22 protein-coding genes and 1 tRNA gene are annotated in these 22727 nt (G+C 65.0%); 13 read left to right on the top strand and 10 right to left on the bottom strand.

Translation table 11 applies throughout. From position 1 onward, the window contains the following. Positions 1-34 precede the first annotated feature (34 nt). Complete coding sequence (locus ABD791_RS16935; RefSeq protein ID WP_345068849.1) at positions 35-1234, top strand: thiolase family protein; 1200 nt, start codon at positions 35-37, stop codon at positions 1232-1234. After that, complete coding sequence (locus ABD791_RS21285) at positions 1231-1701, top strand: Zn-ribbon domain-containing OB-fold protein (RefSeq protein WP_425562265.1); 471 nt, start codon at positions 1231-1233, stop codon at positions 1699-1701. The genes ABD791_RS16935 and ABD791_RS21285 overlap by 4 nt, the downstream gene beginning before the upstream one ends. Here ABD791_RS21285 and ABD791_RS16930 read toward each other — a convergent pair. Genes ABD791_RS16930 through ABD791_RS16920 form a run of 3 tightly spaced genes read right to left on the bottom strand, consistent with a single transcriptional unit; the run spans position 1641 to position 3992 of the window. Then, positions 1641-2093, bottom strand: a complete 453-nt coding sequence (locus tag ABD791_RS16930) for an HtaA domain-containing protein (RefSeq protein WP_345068847.1) — start codon at positions 2091-2093, stop codon at positions 1641-1643. The two genes, ABD791_RS21285 and ABD791_RS16930, sit on opposite strands and share 61 nt — an antisense overlap. Further along, positions 2090-3277, bottom strand: a complete 1188-nt coding sequence (locus tag ABD791_RS16925) for a cytochrome P450 (protein WP_345068845.1) — start codon at positions 3275-3277, stop codon at positions 2090-2092. Before ABD791_RS16925 ends, ABD791_RS16930 begins: the two co-directional genes overlap by 4 nt. Before the next feature lie 46 nt (positions 3278-3323). Further along, a complete protein-coding gene (locus tag ABD791_RS16920) occupies positions 3324-3992 on the bottom strand; it encodes a flavin reductase family protein (protein ID WP_345068843.1) in 669 nt (222 codons plus the stop codon). Between the two features lie 498 nt (positions 3993-4490). Between ABD791_RS16920 and ABD791_RS16915 the strand changes: the two genes are divergently transcribed. After that, a complete protein-coding gene (locus ABD791_RS16915; RefSeq protein ID WP_345068841.1) occupies positions 4491-5351 on the top strand; it encodes an IclR family transcriptional regulator in 861 nt (286 codons plus the stop codon). A 112-nt stretch (positions 5352-5463) separates the two neighbouring features. Here the strand turns inward: ABD791_RS16915 and ABD791_RS16910 are convergent, their stop codons facing one another. Both ABD791_RS16910 and ABD791_RS16905 read right to left on the bottom strand, forming a co-directional pair. Next, complete coding sequence (locus tag ABD791_RS16910) at positions 5464-5976, bottom strand: DUF1269 domain-containing protein (protein WP_345068839.1); 513 nt, start codon at positions 5974-5976, stop codon at positions 5464-5466. Between the two features lie 309 nt (positions 5977-6285). Continuing rightward, positions 6286-7296, bottom strand: a complete 1011-nt coding sequence (locus ABD791_RS16905) for an adenosine deaminase (protein WP_345068837.1) — start codon at positions 7294-7296, stop codon at positions 6286-6288. Between the two features lie 191 nt (positions 7297-7487). Here ABD791_RS16905 and ABD791_RS16900 point away from each other — a divergent pair, with 191 nt between their 5' ends. The 4 genes from ABD791_RS16900 (at position 7488) to ABD791_RS16885 (ending at position 12640) form a co-directional block, all read left to right on the top strand. After that, positions 7488-11228 (top strand): AAA family ATPase, encoded by a 3741-nt coding sequence (locus ABD791_RS16900; protein ID WP_345068835.1) that lies wholly within the window; start codon positions 7488-7490, stop codon positions 11226-11228. 405 nt (positions 11229-11633) lie between these two features. Then, entirely contained in the window at positions 11634-11873 is a 240-nt protein-coding gene (locus tag ABD791_RS16895; RefSeq protein WP_345068833.1) for a hypothetical protein, read from the top strand. Between the two features lie 45 nt (positions 11874-11918). Continuing rightward, a complete protein-coding gene (locus ABD791_RS16890; protein ID WP_345068831.1) occupies positions 11919-12353 on the top strand; it encodes an ankyrin repeat domain-containing protein in 435 nt (144 codons plus the stop codon). 83 nt (positions 12354-12436) lie between these two features. Next, positions 12437-12640, top strand: a complete 204-nt coding sequence (locus ABD791_RS16885; protein WP_345068829.1) for a hypothetical protein — start codon at positions 12437-12439, stop codon at positions 12638-12640. Positions 12641-12795: 155 nt separating this feature from the next. Here ABD791_RS16885 and mscL read toward each other — a convergent pair whose 3' ends face one another. The 3 genes from mscL to ABD791_RS16870 are packed head-to-tail and all read right to left on the bottom strand — an operon-like array spanning position 12796 to position 14243. Then, on the bottom strand, positions 12796-13236 hold the full coding sequence (gene mscL, locus ABD791_RS16880) for a large conductance mechanosensitive channel protein MscL (protein WP_345068828.1): 441 nt from the start codon (positions 13234-13236) through the stop codon (positions 12796-12798). Between the two features lie 28 nt (positions 13237-13264). After that, on the bottom strand, positions 13265-13618 hold the full coding sequence (locus ABD791_RS16875; RefSeq protein WP_345068826.1) for an FmdB family zinc ribbon protein: 354 nt from the start codon (positions 13616-13618) through the stop codon (positions 13265-13267). Positions 13619-13664: 46 nt separating this feature from the next. Next, entirely contained in the window at positions 13665-14243 is a 579-nt protein-coding gene (locus ABD791_RS16870; RefSeq protein ID WP_345068825.1) for a 5-formyltetrahydrofolate cyclo-ligase, read from the bottom strand. 34 nt (positions 14244-14277) lie between these two features. Here ABD791_RS16870 and galU point away from each other — a divergent pair, with 34 nt between their 5' ends. From galU to ABD791_RS16850, 4 genes are all read left to right on the top strand, one after another. Beyond that, positions 14278-15171, top strand: a complete 894-nt coding sequence (galU, locus tag ABD791_RS16865) for a UTP--glucose-1-phosphate uridylyltransferase GalU (protein WP_345068824.1) — start codon at positions 14278-14280, stop codon at positions 15169-15171. Between the two features lie 13 nt (positions 15172-15184). Beyond that, positions 15185-15844, top strand: coding sequence for a GNAT family N-acetyltransferase (locus ABD791_RS16860; RefSeq protein WP_345068823.1), 660 nt, complete (start codon positions 15185-15187; stop codon positions 15842-15844). Positions 15845-15896: 52 nt separating this feature from the next. Then, positions 15897-16913: a hypothetical protein gene (locus tag ABD791_RS16855; RefSeq protein WP_345068822.1), complete on the top strand. Its 1017-nt coding sequence runs from the start codon at positions 15897-15899 to the stop codon at positions 16911-16913. Positions 16914-17184: 271 nt separating this feature from the next. Continuing rightward, positions 17185-17260: transfer RNA gene (locus tag ABD791_RS16850), tRNA-Ala, on the top strand. Between the two features lie 272 nt (positions 17261-17532). Here the strand turns inward: ABD791_RS16850 and ABD791_RS16845 are convergent. Together ABD791_RS16845 and ABD791_RS16840 are read right to left on the bottom strand one after the other, a co-directional pair. Further along, positions 17533-18189 carry an SDR family oxidoreductase gene (locus ABD791_RS16845; RefSeq protein ID WP_345068821.1) on the bottom strand — a complete coding sequence of 219 codons (657 nt, stop codon included), beginning with the start codon at positions 18187-18189 and terminating at the stop codon, positions 17533-17535. Positions 18190-18506: 317 nt separating this feature from the next. Further along, complete coding sequence (locus ABD791_RS16840; protein WP_345068819.1) at positions 18507-19619, bottom strand: acyltransferase family protein; 1113 nt, start codon at positions 19617-19619, stop codon at positions 18507-18509. A 791-nt stretch (positions 19620-20410) separates the two neighbouring features. On the opposite strand from ABD791_RS16840, the gene ABD791_RS16835 reads away from it, so the two are divergent. Both ABD791_RS16835 and ABD791_RS16830 read left to right on the top strand, forming a co-directional pair. After that, positions 20411-21664, top strand: a complete 1254-nt coding sequence (locus ABD791_RS16835; RefSeq protein WP_345068817.1) for an MFS transporter — start codon at positions 20411-20413, stop codon at positions 21662-21664. After that, a complete protein-coding gene (locus ABD791_RS16830) occupies positions 21661-22698 on the top strand; it encodes a DUF2804 domain-containing protein (RefSeq protein ID WP_345068816.1) in 1038 nt (345 codons plus the stop codon). Before ABD791_RS16835 ends, ABD791_RS16830 begins: the two co-directional genes overlap by 4 nt. Positions 22699-22727: the final 29 nt, after the last annotated feature.

Genomic DNA, 22727 nt, shown 5'->3' with positions numbered 1-22727 from the left:
TCGGCTGGCCCGCGCCGGGTCTCTTGGAGGAACGATGAGCACGAACAGGATGATGGACCGCACGGCGATCACCGGGGTTGGCTGGACCCGGATGACGAAGAAGAGCGGCGAAAGCGTGCTGAGTCTTGCCGTCGACGCATCACTCGACGCCATCAGCGATGCAGGGTTGAAGCCGACCGATATCGACGGTCTCGTCACCTACTACTGGGGCATGCGCGACACCCCTGCTCCGGCGCAGATGGCGGAGGCCCTCGGGCTCATCTCCTGTCGGATGTCGTTCTGTGACAGCAGTGGCGGTGCGTGGGCCGCTGCGGCGATCGGGGCAGCAGCGATGGCCGTGTACTCCGGAGTGTGCAAACACGTGCTCGTCTATCGGGCGGCCAATGCGCGGTCGGAACCGATGTTCCTTCCCGGGCTCGATACCTGGCACTCCGGTCAGAGGCAGTGGAACGAACCGTTCGGTGCGCAGCATCCCGCCACGATCTACGGGCCGCACGTCAGCGCCTGGATGCAGGAGCATGGACTGCAGAACGCGGACCTGGCCCCACTTTCAGTACTTCAGCGCGGCAACGCTTCCCTGAACCGAAAGGCACTGATGACAGAGCGGATCACCGTGACAGACCATCAAGAATCGCCGTGGATCGTGGAACCGTTTCGCCTTCTCGACTGCAGCATCTGGAACGACGGTGCGGTGGCGGTGGTGGTGTCTGCAACCAAAGACGCCCGCAAGGGGCCATCCTCGGTGACGATCCGAGCAGTGGCAGGAGGGACCACCGGAGCGCCAGTGCGTCGTCGCAACGCCGCCGCTCACTGGGAGATGAACGCTTCAGCGCTCGCGCCGGAACTCTATCGACTGGCCGGAGTGAAACCGTCGGATATTGATCTTGCGGAGGTCTACGACCCGTTCACCGGTGTCGCATTGATGCACATCGAGCAATTCGGCTTATGCGAACCGGGTACCAGCCCCGACCGGCTTCGCCAAGGCGATTTCGCCCTGGACGGCCCGATACCGGTGAACACGCACGGCGGGCATCTGTCGGAAGGCACCACAGCGGGGCTCGGGCATGTCGTCGAAGCGGTGCAGCAGCTGCGGGGTACCGGTGTGCGTGACGACTTCTGTGACGGGAGTCACGATCATGATCGTCGCTATTGTCGCCAGGTACGAGACCCGGAGTTCGGCCTCGTCGTGAGCGAGTCGGGCGACAGCGCTCTCATTCTGAGGAGGGACTCGTGAATATTCTTCGCGCTCCAAGCCGACCGGATGTCGACAGCACGCCGTTCTGGGAGGCGTGTCAACGCCGAGTGCTTGTGGGGCAACGGTGCGGCGCCTGCGGTGAGTGGCGCTGGCCGCCTCGCGCGCACTGCCCGTCATGTCACGCGCGCGAACCGGTGTGGGAGGAACTCGCTGGCACAGGGACGATCGTCGGTGCCGTCACGGTGCGACGGTCGCTCGATGCCGCATTCGCCCACCTGCTCCCGCTCCCCATCATTCACGTGCGCGTTGATGGCACGGATGGCGCGATGGTGCTGACGTCCAATCTGTTGCCCGGCCAGTGGCCTCAAGCCGAGGTAGGCAAACGCGTCGCCGTGCGGTTCGCCCGTGTTCGGTCCGATCTCATCCTCCCTCAGTTCACCATCGACTACGCGAGTGGCGATGATGGAAGCAGCAGCACGGGATCCAGACGCGCACCCGGCAGATAGCGGCCGAAGAAGACGTCTGAACCCTCCTCGGTCAGCAGTGCTTCGGCCGGCTCACCCCGAAACAGTGCTGACGCGTCGACGACGGCGAACGGAATTCTCCAATCGCCGTCGTCAGCGTCACCGGCCCCACAGGTGAGGAGATGCGTTGCGCCCTCGCGCCGAATCCATGGGTCCCGCAGCTCGAAGTCGATTGCTCCACCGTGCCCGACGAAGTGCACGCCCCCCGATGCGCGGATCTCGTCGCCGCGAAACTCGGAGACATCGAAGGCAAAGTCACCCGGCTCGGTTCGGAAGGCACCGTTGGTTGTCACGGCGCCGTCGGCCAGCGACTCCACGTAGCGTACGAACCCGGCATGAATGCCCCAGTACAGGTGCTGCGTGTTCGCCGTCACGCGACGGTGACCGAGACGGGGATCGAATCGAATCCGCGGAGAGTGTTGTTGAGGTGCCGCACGGCGGAGCCTGCCGGTTCGATCGCCGAGATGCGTCGTGCGAGCGCAGCGAGCAGGATCGATGCCTCGAGACGCGCGACATGCTGGCCTACACACTGGTGAATTCCCATGCCAAAACCGACATGGCCAGAGGGGTCTCGCGTGATGTCAAATGAGTGGGGGTCCGTCCACCGACGCGGATCTCGGTTGGCGGATGCCAGGAACATGAGAATCTTCTCGCCCTCCGGAATCACCGTCTCGCCGAGCACGATGTCGCGTGTCGCCGTTCGGAAGAACGTTTGCACGGGTGACTCGAGCCGTATTGCCTCGTCGAATGCCGCGCGGGCGAGCGCCGGCTCGTGGCGCAGCCTCTGCCACTGCTCGGGATGTGTCGCGAATGCGTTGAGAATGGCGGAGAGACCGATCACCGTCGTGTCGACGCCTGCCGAAAGCAGGGATCGAACCATGAGAGGGGCCTGAGCGGCAGTGATTTCGCCCCGGTCTGCGGCCGCCCAGATCCGCGCGCCGAACCCTTCCGAAGACAATGCCTCGTGTGAGCACTGTTCGGCTACCCACCTCGAGCTCTCGGCGATGTGGGGTTCACCCTTCGCTGTCAACCAGTTGTGGGGACCGAAGGTGTTGAAGAGGTGATCACCGTAGGGCAGGAGGTTCTCGCGCCCCTCTCCGCTGATGCCCACCGCGTCCGGAAAAACTCTGAGCGGAAAGGCCTCGGCGAGCTCGGGAACCGCGTCGAATTCGGTGCCGCGGCTGAGCAAAGAATCGACGAGCTCATCGGCGTCGGCCACCCACTGGGCCCGCAGCCGCCCGAGCTCGCGTGCACTGAGAATCTTGGCAAGCACGCCCCTCGGTGCATCGTGGTGGGGTGGGTCGGCCTCGAGCAGCACACTGGGCTGACGCCACGGCGCCTCCTTGCGAAAGTTGCTGATGCCCACGCCCGACGACGACTCGAAATTCTGCCAGTCGACGAGCGCCGCATGAACGTCGGCGTATCGCCCCATTGCATACACACCGTACTGCTCCAGATACACGACGGGAGCGGTCTCACGGAGCCACTCGTGGAAAGGCTGGGGGTTCTCCAGAACGGCACGGCCGAAGGGATCTGGGGTCGTTGGTGCGTGGATCATTCGGTCTTCCTCATCGTCGGGGTGTCACAGTGGCAGAGCGTCACGGTTACAGGTCGAGTACCAGGCGGTCGCCCAGCGAACGGGAAACACAGGGGAACATGCATGTTCCCAGGCGGCGCTCCTCATCGTCGAGCAGCGAATCCCTATGGTCGATCGCTCCGCTCAGCACCGATGTCTCACAGGTGCCACAGATGCCCTCTCCACACGACGTGAGGATGTCGGTTCCCGCCCGGCGGAGCGCCTCCACGATGGTCGTGTCTTGCGAGACCCTGACAACCCGTCCCGAACGCGCGAGTTCAACATCGAAATCGCTGCGCGCAGATGCGATCAGCGTTGACGAGCTGAATCTCTCCATGCGTACCCATCCGGCCGGCTGCTCGGAGGTCGCCGCGCGGATCGCACCGAGCAGTGATTCGGGGCCGCAGGCATAGATCTTTGAGCCCGTCGTCTGGGACAGCAGGTCGATCAGATCCGGCCGCCCCGACTCGTCGGTGGCCACGACGCTCACGTGAGTTCGGAAGCGCTCCAGCTCGTTCAGGAATCCCATGGTGCGTCGCGAGCGTCCAACATAGAGAAGGGACCAGTCGGCGCCCACCCGGCTGGCCTGATCCATCATCGGGAGAAGCGGGGTGATCCCGATTCCTCCTGCAACGAACAGGTAGCTCGGGGCCGGGTCCAGACGGAAGTTGTTGCGGGGTCCACCGAAGCCAACCACATCGCCAACCGCGAGCTGCTCGTGAATGAAGCGGGACCCTCCTCGACTCTGTGGTTCCCGAAGAACACCGATCGTGAAGCGATGTGCATCCCATCGATCACCGCACAGCGAATATTGTCGCGTGAGACCGTTGGGAAGCAGAATGTCGATATGCGCTCCCGGAGACCAATCCGGAAGGCGCGCCCCATCGGGGCGCGCGAGGGTGATTCGCACAACCCCGTCAGCGGCTGTGACGGTTTCGCGAACGCACAGGACATCCTGCCGCGGTGTGCTTGGCCGCTCGGGATCATTCGATTCCGTGCCGACCGGCAAAGGTGCTGTCACCATCGCCCCCTTCTTCCAGCGGGTCCAGGGTCGGACCGCCGGGCCAGCGTATGAGCCGAGGGCAATCTGGAGCTAGCAGACTTTCCTTTGAAAGGGATACTGTCTGAAGACGGCCCGCTGGCATCCGACCGAGCCGGGCCTCATCCACATCGTCGGGGCGGGAGGACGCAAAGCATGGCAAAGGCATCGAGCGGGCAGTCCTCATTGAGCAGGGCGATGCGGGTTCTCTCGGCTTTCGACATCGATTCGCCATTTCTCACGCTTTCGCAGGTCGCGCAACGAACCGGGACGCCTGTGACGACGACGCAACGCATTCTCGTTGAGCTCGCACAGCATGGACTCGTCGAGCGCAGGGCTGACAAGAAGTACCGACTGGGGGTTCGCCTGTGGGAATTAGCCTGCCGCACGCCGGGAGCGCTGGGGCTGCGGGAGACGGCCATGCCGTACATGCAAGAGCTCCACGCGCGGGTACGCCAGCACACGCAACTCGGGGTATTGGATGGCCATGAGGTGCTCTTTCTCGAGCGGCTTTCGACCCGTGATGCCGTGGTCAACCTCACGATCATCGGCGGGCGCCACCCGCTCTATGCGTCGTCAAGTGGGCTCCTGCTGCTCGCTCAGTCGAGCGAGGACCTCGTCGAGGACGTCATCGAGCGAGGCCTCACGTGCTTCACTGCGAATTCGATCAGCTCGGGTGACCAGCTGCGGCGGGTTCTCGCCGAGGTGCGTGAGAGCGGCCATGTCGTCGCGAGCGGGCTCATTCATCCTCAGGCGCGAGGCCTCGCGGTTGCTGTCACCGGCGTAGACGGCCTCGTGGTCGCCGCCCTGAGCGTGGTCGTGAGCAACGACGAGGTCGATCCGGGCCGCCACCTGGTGATGTTGAGGCAAACCGCTCAGGGCATATCGGCGTCACTCCGCGCGGCCTACCTGCCGCCCCGCGACCCGCGCGCACGCGCCGGTGGACGATACCGATCCATGGTCAATTCGTCGCAGCAATCGATGGAGTATATGGGGCACGCGAAGCCTCTCACCTGACCTGCTTGCACCCCTGTCCACGGATGACAGAACGCCCGGAATCGGGAATGGCCCGGCCAGATTCCTCTGAAACCGGGCCATTGCGGTCCCATCCAACGTTCGGTGAGTTGCGTCAGCTGACTTCGCCTGCGGCTGCCTTGACCACCTCGTCGAACTCGGACTTCTTCACCTTGGTGAGTTGCTTGATGACGTGCTTCTCAGCCTTGAGCTCTGCTTTGTCGATCGCCTCTTCGACGGTGCTGGCACCGACAACGAGCAATGCAGCCTCGCCGGCATCGATAAGATCGCCGAGCTCCTTGACATCGGAACGGGAGACACCGCGCCAGAGGTGGCCACTCGCCGCGCCGATCGCACCGCCGACGATCGCGGTGCCGATAATGGCCGGAGGAAAGAGAAGGCCCACCACGGCGCCGGCGGCAGCGCCACCCCACCCGCCGTGCCTTGTCGCCATCTCATCTTTGTTGACATGCACCTTGCCGTCCGCGCTCTTCGTGATCACTGCCGCATCGTAGGTGCCGACGGCACCAGCAGAATGCAGATCCTTGACGACGTCGTAGTCGGCGCGGGCGGCATCTTCGCTCGGGTACGTGCCGATGTAGAGGAACATTCCATCGTTGTCAGCCATAGTGGTCTCCAATTTCATAGTGAACTTCCCGCTCGCGGTGAGCATCTGTGCCATCGAATCACGATGCAGCAAATGCGCCACCCCCGGCGAAGACGAAAATGCCCGTTTCGTTGGTCGAGGAGGCCGCCCGCGGCCGTCTCGAGACCTCGTGAGCCGACCCTCATACGCGACCCAAGTCCGGAGATCGGCTCGCGTGGTCTCGAGACGCGGCCGACTCCGTCGGGCGCTCCTCGACCAACGAAATGGCCCATATGCCTCATAGACGCGCGCTCCTACGTCGCGTGCTCCTCGACCAACGAAATTGCCCGATCAACGAGATTGCGACTGCAACCAGACGTCGACCTCAGCGTTCAGAACGGCCTTCTCGGCGGCAGCGAGAAACGAGGCCTCGATTCCGTTGCGGGCCAGCAGAGCGAGCTGGGCGGCATCCAGAGCGAACTCGGCCGTCAACGCCGCAACGTTGTCGTCGACGTACCCACCGAAGTAGGCCGGGTCGTCGGAATTGATCGTGACGAGCAGCCCCCGCTCGAGCATGCCGAGCAGCGGGTGGTCGGCCAGAGTGTCGATGACGCGCAGGCGCACGTTCGACAGCGGGCAGACGGTGAGCGGGATGCGGTCGGCGACCAGACGTTCGACGAGCGCATCGTCTTCGAGGCTGCGGATGCCGTGGTCGACGCGTTCGACCTGCAGCAGGTCAAGGGCTTCCCAGACGTAGGCGGGCGGGCCTTCCTCACCGGCGTGGGCGACGAGGTGCAGGCCGTTCGCACGGGCCAGCGAGAACACCTCGATGAACAGCGACGGCGGATAGCCGACCTCCGCCGAGTCGAGTCCGATTCCATCGATGGACACATCGCCCGCCAGGATCTGCTGCAGAATCTCGAGCGCCTCGGATGCCGGGCGGTCGCGCAGAAACGTCACGATCAGTTTGGTGCTGAGCCCGAACTCGGCCACCGAATTCGCCAGCGCATCATGCACGCCGCCGAGTGCGATCGCCAATGGGATGCCGCGGCTCGTGTGCGCCTGCGGGTCGAAGAAGATCTCAGCGTGGCGCACCCCACCCGCTGCGGCACGTTTGAGGTAGGCGCGGGTGAGATCGGCGAAGTCGACGCGTTGCCGCACCACATCGAGGTTGCGGTAGTAGAGGTCGAGGAATGAGCTGAGGTCGGCGAACTCGTACTGGGCGCGCAACTCGTCGAGGGAAGCCCAGGGGAGCGTCACCTCGTTGCGCGCGGCGAGATCGAAGATCAGTTCCGGCTCGAGAGTGCCTTCAATGTGCAGATGCAGTTCAACCAGGGGGAGCGTGATCAAGGGGAGTGCCATCAAACCATTCTGCCCGGTGCGGACGGCGCTCCCGCGACGCCTCCGCCGCGCTCTTACAACGACCTCTCCGTGCCTGCTCACGCCTCGCCGCATCGCGACGCGCCGGGCCTCCCCACAAAATGGGGGGCAAGAAACCGCGAAACTCGCACCGCCTCACGGCAAATGGCGCTCGGGCGAATTAGGGTAGGCCTGTGTGGCGCCTCGATAGAAAACCAGAAGACGACGACAATCTGTCCGAGTACTCGGGCGCGCCCGCACCCGATCCGCATAACTCGACCTCTCCGCACGCGGTCAGCCTGGGCGATCCGACACTGCTCGCCGGCAACATTGCCGAGCCGGTCTGGCAGCGTTGGCGCGACGAACTGGCCCAGGTCGGCGGGCGCTCGCCGCTGCTGCACTTCTCGGACAGCCCGCGCACACGCATCGAACTGAGCGCGTCGCATCCGGGCGGATTGCCCCAGTTCATCACGGGCAAGACGACCCTGCTGTCGAACCTGATCCGCGACGAGCTCGCCCTGCGCAACGCCCGCCTTGCCGCGGGGGAGATCACCCAGAAGGGCATCGAGTTGCGCTCGATGCGCGGCATCGAATCGGTGCACCTGGCGATCGGTCTGGCCGAATGGCGTCACGGCAACGTCGACTTCAGTGCGCCGGTCTTGCTGCGGCCGATGGCCATCCGTCGCTATGGCCGTGACTTCGAGCTCAAACTCAACGGCGCCCCCTACCTGAACCCTGAGCTGGCCCGCGCCCTGCACGACCAGTTTCAGATCACCCTCGACGCCGACGCGTTCGTCGCCCTGGCGATCACCAACGGCGCGTTCAAACCGCAGCCGGTGATCGACCGCCTGCGCGGACTCACCTCGCACCTGCCCTGGTTCAACGTCGCGCCGCGCCTCGTCGTCTCCTCATTCGCCGACGTCGGTCGTGCGCTCGCCGCCGATGCTGCGAACCTGCAGCATCCGCTGCTCGACGCGGTCGCCGGCAACCCGCGGGCTCGCGGCGTCATCGAGTCGGCCTACCAGCCCGTCGCCCCTGTGGGTCAGGATGCCCGCCCGCCGGCGACTGACACGCTGCTGCTCGACGCCGACGCCGAGCAAGAAAACGTGGTCAGCCAGATCGCGGCCGGCAACTCGCTCGTGGTGAAGACCCTGCCGGGAACCGGTGGAACCCAGACCATCGTCAACGCCATCGGCGCCCTCATCGCGCAGCACAAGCGTGTGCTCGTGGTCAGTGCGCGCCGGTCGAGCCTCGACGGCATCGCCCACCGTCTGCAGCAGGTCGGTCTGCAGGGCGTCGCGGTGAGCCCGCGCTCGCTGCGCCGTGACCTGATCCAGTCGATCACCCGCAACGAAAAGGTCACGCAGCCGCAGGTCGGCGACGTCGACGACGCGCTCGTGCGTCTGCGCAAGGTGCTGCTCGACTACCGTGGCGCCCTGACCCGGCGCGACCCGGCCCTCGGCGTCTCGGTGCTCGACGCCCTCGGTGAGCTGGCGCGTCTGGCCCAGCTTCCCTCGCCGCCGGCCACCACCGCACGCCTGGATCGCCGGGCTCTCGAACTTCTTGCCCACGACCGTGCCTCGGCGGCGGCCACGCTGAACAAGGCGGCCGCCCTCGGCGAGTTTCGCTACGGGCCAGGCGACTCGCCCTGGTACGGCGCGGCATTCGCGAATACGAACGAGGCATCCACCTCGCACGAACTCGCCAAGCGCATCAACCAGCACGAACTGCCGCGACTGCTCGAACGCGCCCTCGGGCTCGTCGGACAGACCAAGCTGCGCCCGTTCGAGACGATTACCGAGCTCGGCATTTACCTGCGCCTGCTGCTCGACATTCGCGAAACCCTTGACCGGTTTCAGCCGGCGGTCTTCGACCGCCCGCTGACCGAGCTGATCGCCGCCACCGCGGCCCGGCGCGATGCCCCCGAGATGTCGGGGGCCAGCCGCCGACGCCTGCGCAAGCTGGCAGAGGAGTACCTGCGGCCCGGCGTGCATGTCAGCGATATGAACGAGAGCCTGCGTCGCATCCAGCAGCAGCGCACGCTCTGGCAGCGCTACGTGGTCGCCGGCTCGACCCCAGAGGTGCCGGTCGGCATCGCCGATGTGCACGTCGCCTACGCACGCGTCGCCGAAGACCTGACGAAACTCGATGGTCCGCTCGGCATCGCCGGCACTCCCCGGCAACTCGCCAACCGCCCGATCAAGGAGCTCGTCTACACGATCGCCGGTCTGGCCGCCGAGAGTGAGGTGCTCGCCAACCTGCACGAGCGCACCGCGCTGCTCTCGACGCTGCGCGAGAGCAACCTCGACCCGCTGATGACCGACCTGTCGCGCCGCCATGTTTCCGAACAGGATGTCGCCGCCGAGCTCGAACTCGCCTGGTGGCAGTCGGTGCTCGAGACGATGCTCTCCGCCGACAAGGCGCTCCTCAACGCGAACACCCAGGTGCTCGACCGCCTCGAAGCCGACTTCAAACTCGTTGACGAGGCGCACGCATCCACCACGGGTCAGCTGCTCGCCTGGATGCTCGGCGAAACCTGGAAGATCGGTGTCGTCGACTGGCCAGACGAAGCGAACGCGCTGCGCCGCATGCTGCGCGCCGACCGGGCGACCCCCGAACTGTTACAGGCCGAGGCGCCGCACCTCGGCCGCGTGCTCGCGCCGGTCTGGCTTGCCTCGCCCTACGAGGTGGCCGGCCTGACCGACACAGCCCTCTTCGACTCCGTTCTGCTGGTCGATGCCGGGGCGACGACGCTGGCCGAGAACCTCGGTGCGATTCGTCGCGGCAAGCAGATTGTGGCGTTCGGCGACCCGGTCACGCAGACGCCGTCACCGTTCGCGACTGCGCTGACGGATGCGTCGGATTCCAGCGTCATCCAATCGGCGATGACCGCGCAGGAGACGAATGTCGATGCGCTGCACGCCGACTCCGCGCTGGCCCGCCTGGGCGAGTTGCTGCCCACGCTCACGCTGACGCGCAGTTACCGAGCCGGCGGCGAAGACCTCGCCGAGCTCGTCAACCACCGGTTCTACGGTGGCCGCATCGACTCGCATCCGTGGGCCGGAAGTTTCTTGGGTCATGGCAGCCTCACGCTCAACTATGTTGCGGGTGGTCACGGCATGCCGGACCCCGACAGCGGCGCCGTCGAGAGTGTCGACGCCGAGGTGACGCAGGTTGTCGCGCTCGTGATGGAGCACGCGATGAAGCGCCCGCGCGAATCGCTCATGGTGATCACCGCCAGCGCCCGCCACGCGGTGCGGGTGCACCAGGCCGTGCTCGCGGCGTTCGCCAAGCGCACCGACCTCTCCGACTTCATACTCAAAGACCGGGCAGAACCATTCACTGTGCTCACCCTCGAGCAGGCGGTCGCGCAGAGTCGCGACCGGGTGATCTTCTCGATCGGCTACGGACGCACCCCGCACGGACGGATGCTGTCGAACTTCGGTTCACTCGGCGAGCCCGGCGGAGAGCGTCTGCTCGCCATCGGCATGACGCGAGCGCGCCGCTCGATGGACATCGTGTCGTGCTTCAGGCCGTCGGACATTGAGGTCGACCGTCAGCGCTACGGCATCCTCGCGCTCGCCCAGGTGCTGAGCGAAACCGAGACGAACGCCAGCGAGGTGTCGGCACCGGATGCGCGTGAGGCGCTGCTGGTTGACCTGGCGTCGCGACTCGAAGGGCTCGGGCTGCGCGTCTCGCTCGGGCACAGGGGCAAGCTTGCGCTGGCCGCGTCGTATGGCGGGCGGGCGGTGGCCGTCGAAACCGATGCCGTCGTCGGGCGCTCGAGCCTGCGCGAATCGCTGCGTCTCCGCCCCGAAGTGCTGCGCCGTCTCGGCTGGCACTACCTGCGGGTGCACAGCTTCGATCTGTTCACGAACCCGGATGCCGTGGCGGCGCGCGTGGCGGCCTTGGTCGGAGTGCGTCCGGCGGAGTAGCTCTCGCGTCCGCGCCATCTCGTTGGTCGAGCTTATCGAGACCGCATCCTCGATCACTGGAATCGCCGCAGCCCCGAGCCGGGGGCCGCGTTTTCTCTCATGAACTTCAGAGTCATATGAGCCTGAAGTTCATCAGCGAAATCAGAACTACTCGCGCCCCTGTTGCGCAGATGTGGAGATCCCGTTGATCGAGGAGTCGGCCGCGTTCGTTAGGTATATGCCCGTTTCGTTGATCGAGGAGCGCGCGAGCTGCGAGCACGCGTCTCGAGATCTCGCGAGCCAGTCCTTGAACTCGGGTTGAGTTCGAACGTCGGCTCGCTGGGTCTCGAGACACGGGCTCGCTGCGCTCGCTCGCTCGCCCTCGACCAACGAGGAGGCGATCCCCAGCCCGCTACCCTGGAAAGCATGAGCACCGACGACCCGACGCCCGCCCCGCAGCGGCCAGACACACCGCGTCAGGCGATCGTGAAAGCCGGCGGTCGCTCGCGGCGAGCCCGCCTGGAGCCGGCACCGAACACCGACCCGAGCCCCGACGTTCCGGTCGAACGTGAAGAAGGCGGCGTCGCATCCGTCAGCGGTGACAAACCGGCAACCCGCGGTGAGAACGACGACCGCCTGCGCCTCGACCGCCCGCCGCACTGGTAGCGGAGCGTTGTCGAACGGCCCTGCGAAAGACGAAAGAGAGACAGCATGCGTGATGACAATTCAGAACAGACCGGCACCGAACCGACCAGCGGCGAACTGAGCGCCCCGGTCGTCGAGGGCGTCTTCGACCTCGCACGGCAGGGGGCCACCGGCCCGCTCGGCGAGATGATCGATGCGGGAGTGCCCATCGACATCCGCAACGACCGTGGTGACACCGTGCTGATCGTCGCCGCCTATCAGCAGCACGTCGACACTGTTGCGGAGCTGCTGCGACGCGGCGCCGACACCGGGGTCGTCAATGCGATGGGCCAGACCGCGATCGCCTGTGCGGTGTTTCGGGGCAACGAGGTGATTCTGCGGGCGTTGCTCGACGCCGGCGCGAACCCGGGTCTCGGCGCTCCGACGGGTGTGCAGATCGCCGACCAGTTCGGGATGCCGCGCATGCGCGAGGTCATTGAGTCGTACGGCATCGGGGCCTGAACCAGTTCGCTCGCCGTGATCACCCGACCGCGGCGGAGCGGTCAGCGGTTAGGCTTGAGGTTGCACAAAAGATTGGACCCACCGTGGACGAGCCGACGGCAGATGCCTCAACCGATCCGTCGGTGGACCCACAGCCCGACCCACAGCCCGACACACAACCGGCACCGCAGAAACGCCGTCGCACTCGTTATGCGGTGGCCGACGTCTGGCTGCGTCGTCTGGCGCTGGGCGGATTCATCGTGATCGCGATCGTGGCGGCAATCATCACGGCGGTCAACGGCCGCTAGGTGGAATCTCGTTGATCGAGGAGCGCCCGACGGAGTCGGCCGCGTCTCGAGATCGCGCGAGCCGACCTTCATACGCGACCCAAGTCCGGAGACTGGCTCGCCTGGTCTCGAGATGCGCGCTCCTGCGTCGCGTGCTCCTCGACCAACGAGGGTGACTACAGCGTGTGCCGCGGGTCCTTCGCCGTGCTGGCGGCCAGCAGGTCGCGGATCTCGACGAGCAGGTCAAGCTCGGATGCGGCAGCGGATGCGGCAGCAGCGTCAGCGACCGGCAGCACTCCACCGTTGCGGCGGCGCTCCTGGGCTTCCTTCATCTTGTTGATCGGCATCACGAACACGAAATACACGACTGCGGCGATCAGCAGGAAGTTGATGATGGCGGCCAGCACGAGGCCGAACGCCAACCCGCCGCCGCCCGGAAGCGGGAGCACCAATGCCTGAGCGAGATCCTCGGAATTGAAGATCGCAGCAATCAGCGGGTTGAAAATTCCGGTGACGATGGCCGTCACGACTGCGGTGAACGCCGCGCCAATGACTACGGCGACGGCAAGGTCGATGACATTGCCGCGCATGATGAATTCTTTGAAGCCCTGAATCAAGGCAGGTCCTTCCTCGAGCGGGAAGGACCTACGAAGCCGAGGGTGCCGACGCGCTCTTGCTGGTTGATGGTGCAGATGTTGCGCTTGTGACACTACCGGAGGTGCTCGGTGCGGCAGTAGTCGACGCGGCGGCCTTTGATCCGGACTCACCGGTCGAGCTGCCTGACGAACTGCCTGACGATGCCTTGATCGTCGACTTTCCTGAGTCGCGTGAGTCGTTGCGGTAGAAGCCCGAACCGTTGAAGGTCACGCCGATCGACGAGAAGACCTTGCGCAGTTTTCCCTGGCAGGTGGGGCACACGGTCAGGGTGCTGTCGGTGAAGGCCTGGTGGATGTCGAAGGCGGTGTCGCACGCGGTGCAACGGTAGGAATAGGTGGGCACTGAATCTCCAGCTGGGGGTGTCGGCGGGCGGATGCGCGCCAAACGTTTAGAACGAGAGGATTCTCGTCGGGGTGATCAGGCCGTTGACCGCCTGATCGTGTACTTCGTGGGGAACCTCGTCGACGAACTCGTTGTCGTAGACGACGGCGTAAACCGGCGGGCTCTTCTCCATGGAACCGAGCGTCTTGTCGTAGTACCCGCGCCCCCAGCCCATGCGCACGCCATGCTCATCGACGGCGGCAGCCGGCACGATGATGAGGTCGACATCATTGATGGCGATCGGTCCGAGCAGCTGACCGGCGGCCTCCGGCAACCCATGGATGCCTTCGACTTCTACTTGCTCTTCACCGACGGTCCAGTCGAGCAGACCGTCTTCACGAGAGACCGGAAACAGAATGCGGATGCCTTCTGCCTCGGCCCAGTTGAGAAACGGTCGGGTGTTCGGCTCATCGCGAGCTGAGAGATAGCAGGAAATTGACCGTGCGGAGAGGTCGATGACCAAACTCTGAAGGTTTTCGGTGAATCCGGCGGTCGCGGCATCGCGTTCACGGGAAGTTCGCGTCGAACGGCGCTCCCGCAATTCCGCGCGGAGCGCCCGCTTTCGGTGACCGATGTCAGAGACCATGCCTTTCATCCTAGATGCCGATAACGTAGGGGTCATGGGAACCAAGATTACAAAGGCAGTTATACCGGCGGCGGGGCTCGGTACGCGTTTTCTACCGGCAACGAAAGCGATGCCGAAAGAGATGCTGCCCGTCGTCGACAAACCCGCGATTCAATATGTGGTTGAAGAGGCGGTGGCGGCCGGGCTGCACGATGTCTTGATGGTCACCGGACGCAACAAGAATTCCCTCGAGAACCACTTCGACCGGGTGACCGAGCTCGAAGCGCTGCTGGAGCAGAAGGGCGATCGGGAACGCCTCGCCAAGGTCAACGCGTCGACCGACCTCGCCGATATGCACTACGTGCGTCAGGGGGATCCCCTCGGGCTCGGCCATGCCGTGCTGCGTGCGAAGATGCACGTCGGCAACGAGCCATTCGCTGTGCTTCTCGGTGACGACATCATCGACTCCCGCGACCCCCTGCTCGACAAGATGCTGTTCGAGCAGGAGTCGCGTAACACCAGCGTCGTCGCGTTGCTCGAAGTCGATCCGTCGCAGATCCATCTGTATGGAGCGGCCGCGATCGAGGTGACCGACGACCCCGATGTGGTGCGCATCACCGGCCTGGTCGAAAAACCGTCCGCTGCGGATGCTCCCTCCAACCTCGCCATCATCGGCCGCTATGTGCTGCGCCCAGAGGTCTTCGAAGTGCTTGAGCACACCAAGCCGGGCAAGGGCAACGAGATTCAGCTGACCGACGCGCTGCAAGAGATGGCCGTCACGCCGGAGACCACCGGCGGCGTCTACGGCGTCATCTTCCGGGGCCGTCGCTACGACACCGGCGACCGCGTCGACTACATCAAAGCAATCGTGCAGCTCGCCGTCGACCGTGACGATCTGCGTGACCAGCTGCGTCCGTGGCTGCGCGAGTTCGCCGCGACCCTCGACTAAAAAGGCTTTCAGCATGGCGATCACGATCCCGACGCTCCGTGACGGATCCATCACGCTCCGGCCGATCCGGGTGCGCGACGCGCGGGCTCTCGACCACGAACTGATGGCGAATCGCAGCTGGCTGCGCAAGTGGGAGGCGACGAACCCGTATGCGCCGATGTCGTTCGACACGCGGTCCAGCATCCGGAGTCTTCTCGCACACTCGCGTTCCGGCCACGGTCTGCCGTTCATCGTGGAGTACGAGGGGCAGCTGGCCGGTCAGCTGAACGTATCGTCGATCAGTTGGGGCTCGCTGTCGAGCGCGACGATCGGCTATTGGGTGGGGGAGCGGTTCGCGGGCAAATCGATCACGCCGACAGCGGTGGCGCTGGCCACTGACTACTGCTTCTATCAGCTCGGTTTGCACCGGATGGAGATCTGCATCCGCCCCGAGAACGAGGCATCGCTGCGTGTGGTCGAGAAGCTCGGCTTTCGCTACGAAGGTCTGCGGCGGCGCTACATTCACATCAATGGAGACTGGCGAGACCATTTCTGCTTCGGTCTGGTGGCCGAAGAGCTGCAACAGGGTGTGCTGCAACGGTGGCGGTCCGACACGGTGCCTCCCCATGCGGCAACGGTGACCGCCGAAGATCGGGCCGCAGCGGCGCGCCAATTGCCCATTATTGATCGATGACACACCCCTGGTAATCAGCCATGCATAGCCTTGTAACTCATACCGTAAGAACATGAGCGGTGAGGTGCTGGGCGGGGGCGTAATGGTGGCGGTGGCTGCCCTCTTGTGGGTTGCCTATTTCATGCCGACCTGGGCCCGCCGAAGGCAGTACTTCGCGATGGAACGCAACGCCGTGCGCCTGCAGCAGACCTTGCGAATTCTGGCCGAGACGGCCGAGATTCCCGCGCAGGTGCGGCTCGAGGCGAACGCGCGCACGGTGTCGAGTCAGCAGAAGCTGCTGGCTCAGGCCGAGGTGAAGGCCCGTGCCGAGCTGAAGGCGTCGACGAACGCCGCAATCGCGGCTCGCCGTGCGGCAGTGGTCAAGGCCGCCGCCTCGATGCCGAGTGTCGCGGGCGTGACGACCGTGTCGGCACCTGGGCTGGCATCGGCCGGCTCGGTTCAGTCTGCTTCTGACATCGCTCAGGCTTCTCGGCGTCGACTGCGTGCCCAGCGCGCGCGTCGCACCCTTCTTCTGTTCGTCGGTGTCGTGTCGGTGGTGGCCGGCAGCATTGTCGGTGCCGTCAGCGGCTCTTGGATACTGCTCGGCCTGGGCGCGGTCGCCTCGGTGACGGCGCTCGGTGGTTTGTCGCGTCTGGCCAAGATTGCCCGCGCTGAGCGTGTTGCCCAGCAGGTGGTTGTCGCGCCGCCGGTTGCTCGTCAGCGGGCTCAGCGGTTCGAGCCGGTGCAGTTCGACGAGGCCCCGGCGCCCGCCCCCACGTGGACGCCGAAGCCGCTTCCGCGCCCGATGTACCTCACGCGCGGTTCGGTCTTGCAGACCGCGATGGCGTCGGTGGATGCCGGTGCTGAGCTGCGCAAGGCGGCTTCAGAGGCCGAGTTGGCGCGTCGTGCGGCAGAGCGCGAGATCGCGTTCGCGGCTGCCGTCACCCCGATCACGAAGCCAACGCGCACGGCCGCGCCAGCGGCATCCGCTGCCTCGAGCAAGTTCGCCTCGATGGGAATCGTCGGCGACACCGAATCGGGCATGTCCGACCTTGATGATGTGCTGCGTCGTCGCCGTGCTGCCGGATAACGAAGACCCCAGCAATCCGCCTGTCGACGATTCTCTCGAGGATCAGGGTGGGGATCCCGCGTGTTGGCTCGCGAATGTCTGCCCGGAGTGCGGTTCCTACATCGACGATCCCACTCTCGGGGTCTGCCCGAAATGCGGCGGAGCGCTGCCTCCGCCTGCGTAACGGGCTGATCTGCTGGAAAGTTGCGAAAGTAATTTGCCGGAAGTCGGCCGGGAATGGCAATCCGGACGAAACCACACCGCGGCGCGTGATAATCTTCATAAGCAGTTTGGGGCTATGGCGCAGTTGGTAGCGCGTCTCGTTCGCAATGAGAAGGTCAGGGGTTCGAATCCCCTTAGCTCCACCAACGATGAAGAGTCCGGCACGAAGTGTCGGGCTCTTCATCGTTAATGAACGCTGTGATTCGAGGAGGAGAGAGGGCGGAGCCCGAACGACGGGGTCCCCTTAGCTCCACCAACGCTGAAGAGTCCGGCACGAAGTGTCGGGCTCTTCTCGCTTTAACTAACGCTGCAGAAACCGCAAAGGTCTGCTGGCACCGCACGATCGGTGCGGTTTCTCACGACCGATGTGCAATCTGGACGGTTTCTGCTGACGCGATTGACAGCATCCGGATGCTGGTCAGCTCGTCAGCTGGTTCAGCGCCTCATCGATCGGCGTCGCGCCTGTGTTGAACTGGATGAACATTCCCGCCGTGGCCGGCCGCTGCAACACTGCCGCGGCCACCTGCGCCACGTCTTGCCGGCCGATGGAACCGCCCGCGGCGTCGTCGCTTACGTCGATCAGGCCGGTGGCCGGTTCGAGAGTGAGTGTGCCGGGTCCCAAGATCGTCCACGACAACGCGGTGCGGCGCAGATATTCGTCTGCCGCGGCCTTGGCCTCGGCGTAGGCGAAGAATGGGTCGTCCGCAGGAATCCCGTGGTCAAGGCTCGCGCCGAAATACGACACCATTACGTAGCGCCCGACTCCGGCTTCGAGGGCGGCATCCATCGAACGGATGGCCGCATCCCGGTCAACAGCCCAGGTGCGCGCCGGATCGCCTCCGCCCGCGCCGGCCGACCACACTACGGCGTCGTGGCCGGCAAAGGCCGTTGCCAATTCCGCGACCGACGCGTGCTCGATATCGAGGAGAACCGGGGTGGCGCCGGCGCGGCTCACGTCGTCACTGTGCTGGGGATTGCGGATGAACGCGCTGACAGAGTGGCCGGTATTCGTCAGCACCCGGGTCAGGTGCAGTGCCACTTTTCCGTGGCCGCCGATGATTGCAATTCGCGACATGATCTACCTTTCAGTTTTTCCAGCTCCGGTCAGCCACGGGTCGATCGTGCGGAGGCCACCCGGTATCGGCATGGCGAGTTCCGGGCGTACGAGCGGCACGAGCGAGCAAGACTTCGTGCCCCGCGGCATTGTTCAGCATGCTATTGGTGATGCCCGAGATCGCCCCGAGAATTTGAGAAGGAGTGTTAGCCCGACTCCAATGGTGATCGGCATAAGAAGCACGACGACTGGGGAGCAGGGCAGCCGGACGTTGCGCTCCCGCCGTGAGCGCCGCTACTGCGCGCAAGGCGGCGATCGTATCGATGGACGAGGCGTGCTTACTGAGCAGTGGTGGGCACCGGTTCCACTGGCAGCTTCGAGCGGCTGAATCGTCGCGAGAATCGGTGCGACGGCTTCTCGACCGCCCAGTAGAAGAGCCGTGCGATCGGAAAGCACAGCAGCAGCCCGACGGCAATGGCAACGGGATCGCCGCGGAAGAGGTAGACCGCGGCAAGTAGTACCGGTTCGTGCACCAAGTACAGGCTGAACGAGATCAGCCCGAGCCACTGGATGGCACGAATTTCGAAGACTGCCCGTAGCGGGGTGGCCAGACCCACAAGTACGATTGCGCCGGCCAGGGCAACCATGGTGCTCACCATGCTGCCGACACTCATCACGAGGTCGGGGACTCCGAACTTCGCGAGGAGGCGGGGGAGTATCTGCAGCGCAATGATGAGGACGCATGCAACCATGAGTAGTGCCACATAGAGCGGCCACACGTTACGCATCCGCTCCTCAACTCGGTCGCGAATCGCTGTCAGCTGATCCCACGCGATGGCAAGTGCGGTACCGACGGCGAACATCGACATGTACATCAGCGCCTGGTTGTCGGTTTGTTGACCGACGATGCAGAGCGCAATCGTCAATGGCAGTCCGACCAGCGGGGGCACCTTCTGAAGGCATGCCGTGTAGAGAATGAGCAGAACTGAGAACAAGATTTCCCACTGAAGAGACCACAATGGCGAGAGATTCCCGGTGGAGCCAGTGATGAGCAGAAGATCATTGACTATCGCCGAGGGAAGGTAGGTGTCTGGGTGAGCGTCAACCCACGGGCCCAACCCAGGCGAATCGCGAGGTATCAGAAGCATCGACACGGCAGTGAGCGCGACCGCGGCCCAGACCGGGATGTATAAGCGTGCGAGCCGCCCGAGAACGTAGTTGCCGTAGTCGAAGTTTGCCGTCGAGAGCATCATGCGCGAGAGGACCAGGCCAGACAACACGAAGAAGAGCCACACGGAATGGGCGCCGAGGAGAGCGAGCAGCTCAAGTGCGTGGCGGATGCCGGGAAGTTGAAATAGCGGGCTGTCGATATTTTGGAGTGCGACAAGGCGCGCATGCCCGAGAACGACGACAAGCGCAGCGACCCCGCGAAGACCATCGAGTGAGCGCATGCGTCTTGAGGCTGTAGGCGCTTTCCGATCGGTCACGGTTCTCCTTTGGCTGTGCAGTGAAAAGCACAGCAACCGCCGTCTTCCCCGTCGTCCCCGATTCTATTTGGCCCGGGTGGCGATACTGTGCATTCGGGAGGTGATGGGGCGGACCACAGCTGACCACCACCTAGCCCGCCCCTGAACCCGACTATCCCGCTGGGCAGCGCGGGGATCGAGCGCATCCGGTGATCGAGCTTGTCGAGATCTCGTGACCGCGCCTGGCGCTGCAAGGCCAAAACGGGATGCGGTGGTCGATGTCGCAGTCCGCGGCGGCTCGGCTGCAGCCCGCAGACCGGCATCGGCGGCCAACATGGCCTGCCGTTGATTCAATTCGGTGATCACACCGATCTGTTCGCCGAGACGTTCCAACAACGGGTTCATGCTGAAGTCTGCCAGAGAGCGGCATGGTGGTGGACGAATATCACCATTCCGGTGGTCGAGGAGCGAGCGCCAGCGAGTGTCTCGAGACCTCGCGGGTCCGCGTTCAGGAACGGAGGGCGTGTCGCGGATGGGGCGGCCCGGGGTTCCGCGGGTGCGGCGCGACCGACACACCTCCACTCCTGAACGCGGTACCGCGCCGCCGCCGAGCCGAAATCGCTTCAGAAGCGCCCGCGCGCCGACACATCGGGCACTGCGCCGAACGACGTGCACACATGTGCACGCACGAGTTCAGTGCCCAGGAGGCCTGGCGCGCTCTTTCGCAACGCCACGTCCTCTATAGTGTGGGGCGCACCTCACCGAGGAGGACCCTAATGACCGACACACTTCCCGCGGCCCCGAGCGCCGCGACCCGAGCGCCACAGCGCAAGCTGCTTGTCTCGCTTTTCGCGATCAATGCGATGCTACTGGCTTGCTACGCCGCCTTCATGACAATTTTCGTTCCCCAGCAGGTGTCCCTGGTCGATGAGGCGAACAAAGTCGGCAACCTTGCGCTCGTGATGACGGCATCCGCTATCGGCGCGGTGATCATCCACCCGCTCGTCGGCGCCTGGTCCGACCGCACCCGCAGTCGGCTGGGGCGTCGTGCCCCGTGGATTCTGGCCGGTGCGGGCGGAGCGGCGTTGTTCATGATGCTGCTGGTCGCCATGAACACCCTGCTCTGGATCACCGTCGTCTGGGTGCTGCTCATGCTCGCGCTCAACGCGCTCGGCACCGCCGTTCCCGCCGTGGTCACCGACCATTTTCCGAGGGAGCGCCGCGGCGTCGCCTCAGCGGTGATCGGAATGGGAACGATCGCCGGAATGGGAATCGGCGTCGTCGGCGCCGGGGTCTTCGTGGAGAACATCGGCGTCGGCTACGCGGCATTTGCCGTCGGGATCTTCCTCGTCGCGGTCGCGTACGTGCTGCTCAACCGTGACGCGTCATCCGCCGATCTCGTGCTTCGGCCGTTCTCCTGGAAGCAGTTCCTCGGCGGATTCTGGGTGAACCCGATTCGCTACCCCGACTTCGCCTGGGCATTCAGCGCCCGCTTCCTCATGATCTTGGCTTACCAGGGCGTGCAGACCTATCTGCTCTACGTGCTGACCGACTTCATCGGCTTGGGCGTCGTCGAGGCGGCCGGTCTCGCTGGCCTGCTCACAATCACCCAGCTCGTGGCGGCGCTGCTCAGCACCTACGTGTCCGGCCGCATTTCAGACCGCACCGGGCGACGCAAGATCTTCGTCATCGCGTCGTCGCTGCTCATGGGTGGAGCCCTCGTCATTCCGCTGGTCACGCCGACGGTGGCGGGCATGTTCGCACTCGCCTTCGTCTTCGGCCTCGGCTACGGCGTCTACCTCAGCGTCGACCTGGCGCTGATGACCGAGGTGCTTCCCGACGAAGAGGGCGACGCGGCGAAGGACCTCGGAATCCTCAACGTCGCCACGACCTTGCCGCAGGCTCTCACCCCGCTCGTGGCGTGGATGCTCATCAGCCTCACCGGCGGCTACGCGTCGATCTTCGTGGCCGGCATCGTCTTCGCTGTGCTCGGGGCGTTGGCGATTCTGCCGATCAAGAGCGTGCGATGACGGATGCCGCGGCCGGGCCGGTGAACACGGCCGACGAACGCGAGATCACCGAGCCGGTCGCCCTGCTTCTGCCGAACGGACGGCAGAATCCTGATGCGATCGGTTGGACCAGGCACCAGCTTCACAACACGGATTCGCTCGGTCGCGGCCTCTACGCCTGGGGTCGCAATAAGCGTTGGGAATACTGGGGAATCACCACCCCAACGCACGTGATCGCGCTCACCATCGCCGGTCTCGACTTCGCCTCGCTGCACCAACTCTGGGTGCTCGACCGCCGCACTCTGACCCCGATCGACACCGTCGTCATCGGCCCCCTCGGTCGCAATGTGACCCTGCCGGGCACACTCGGCACCGGGCCGTCGCGGGCCCGCGGCAAGCGTCTGAGCATCGATATGGACGAGGTCGACGGCGGAACGCGACTGCGCGCCGAGTCGGCCAGGGTTCGGCTCGACGTGATCGCGACGATCCCCGAGAACCATGAGGCGCCGGGCACGAGTTCCCCGTTCAGTGACCGTCTCGCGCAGTACACGGTGAAGGATGTCGACCGGCCGACCGTCGGGCGGCTGTGGGTCGACGGCGAAGAGTTCGCCGTTCCCGCCGGGGAGTCCTGGGCCGTTCTCGACCATGCCCGCGCCCGCTCGCCGTACGGCACCCACTGGAACTGGGGAGCCGGGGCCGGCCTCACCGACGGAAAACGGATCGGGCTGCAACTCGGCGGTGGCGGAAAGCGCTGCCGCGGCCCGTCGCAGAACGCCTTCACGGTCGACGGCCGCGTGCACAAGGTCGCCGAGCTCCTGAACTGGGAGTACGACACGGATGATTGGCTGGCACCTTGGCGCATCCACTCGGCCCGGGTCGACCTCACCTTCACGCCGTTCTACGACCGATTTTCGACCATGAACTTCGTGGTGATCGGTTCGCGCACGCATCAGTGTTTCGGCCACTATTCCGGGTGGCTCCGTGATGACGCGGGGGAGCGCATCCGGGTGGATGGCGTTGTCGGTTGGGCAGAGGACGTGCACAACCGCTGGTAGCTGTGAGGGCGAAGGCGGCAGTTGGATGC

Source organism: Glaciibacter kafniensis (assembly GCF_039538945.1).
GTDB lineage: Bacteria > Actinomycetota > Actinomycetes > Actinomycetales > Microbacteriaceae > Cryobacterium > Cryobacterium kafniensis.
This window is presented reverse-complemented; position numbering and strand designations above follow the sequence as displayed.

What these genes read in the sequence shown, in the direction of transcription:
- ABD791_RS16915 (WP_345068841.1), top strand. Translation starts at nt 4,491, where the DNA reads ATGGCAAAGGCATCGAGCGGGCAGTCCTCATTGAGCAGGGCGATGCGG.
- ABD791_RS16905 (WP_345068837.1), bottom strand. Translation starts at nt 7,296, where the DNA reads ATGGCACTCCCCTTGATCACGCTCCCCCTGGTTGAACTGCATCTGCAC.
- ABD791_RS16935 (WP_345068849.1), top strand. Translation starts at nt 35, where the DNA reads ATGAGCACGAACAGGATGATGGACCGCACGGCGATCACCGGGGTTGGC.
- ABD791_RS16895 (WP_345068833.1), top strand. Translation starts at nt 11,634, where the DNA reads ATGAGCACCGACGACCCGACGCCCGCCCCGCAGCGGCCAGACACACCG.
- ABD791_RS16845 (WP_345068821.1), bottom strand. Translation starts at nt 18,189, where the DNA reads ATGTCGCGAATTGCAATCATCGGCGGCCACGGAAAAGTGGCACTGCAC.
- ABD791_RS16860 (WP_345068823.1), top strand. Translation starts at nt 15,185, where the DNA reads ATGGCGATCACGATCCCGACGCTCCGTGACGGATCCATCACGCTCCGG.
- ABD791_RS16870 (WP_345068825.1), bottom strand. Translation starts at nt 14,243, where the DNA reads ATGGTCTCTGACATCGGTCACCGAAAGCGGGCGCTCCGCGCGGAATTG.
- ABD791_RS16925 (WP_345068845.1), bottom strand. Translation starts at nt 3,277, where the DNA reads ATGATCCACGCACCAACGACCCCAGATCCCTTCGGCCGTGCCGTTCTG.
- ABD791_RS16840 (WP_345068819.1), bottom strand. Translation starts at nt 19,619, where the DNA reads ATGCGCTCACTCGATGGTCTTCGCGGGGTCGCTGCGCTTGTCGTCGTT.
- ABD791_RS16830 (WP_345068816.1), top strand. Translation starts at nt 21,661, where the DNA reads ATGACGGATGCCGCGGCCGGGCCGGTGAACACGGCCGACGAACGCGAG.
- ABD791_RS16910 (WP_345068839.1), bottom strand. Translation starts at nt 5,976, where the DNA reads ATGGCTGACAACGATGGAATGTTCCTCTACATCGGCACGTACCCGAGC.
- ABD791_RS16835 (WP_345068817.1), top strand. Translation starts at nt 20,411, where the DNA reads ATGACCGACACACTTCCCGCGGCCCCGAGCGCCGCGACCCGAGCGCCA.
- ABD791_RS16890 (WP_345068831.1), top strand. Translation starts at nt 11,919, where the DNA reads ATGCGTGATGACAATTCAGAACAGACCGGCACCGAACCGACCAGCGGC.
- ABD791_RS16855 (WP_345068822.1), top strand. Translation starts at nt 15,897, where the DNA reads ATGAGCGGTGAGGTGCTGGGCGGGGGCGTAATGGTGGCGGTGGCTGCC.
- galU (WP_345068824.1), top strand. Translation starts at nt 14,278, where the DNA reads ATGGGAACCAAGATTACAAAGGCAGTTATACCGGCGGCGGGGCTCGGT.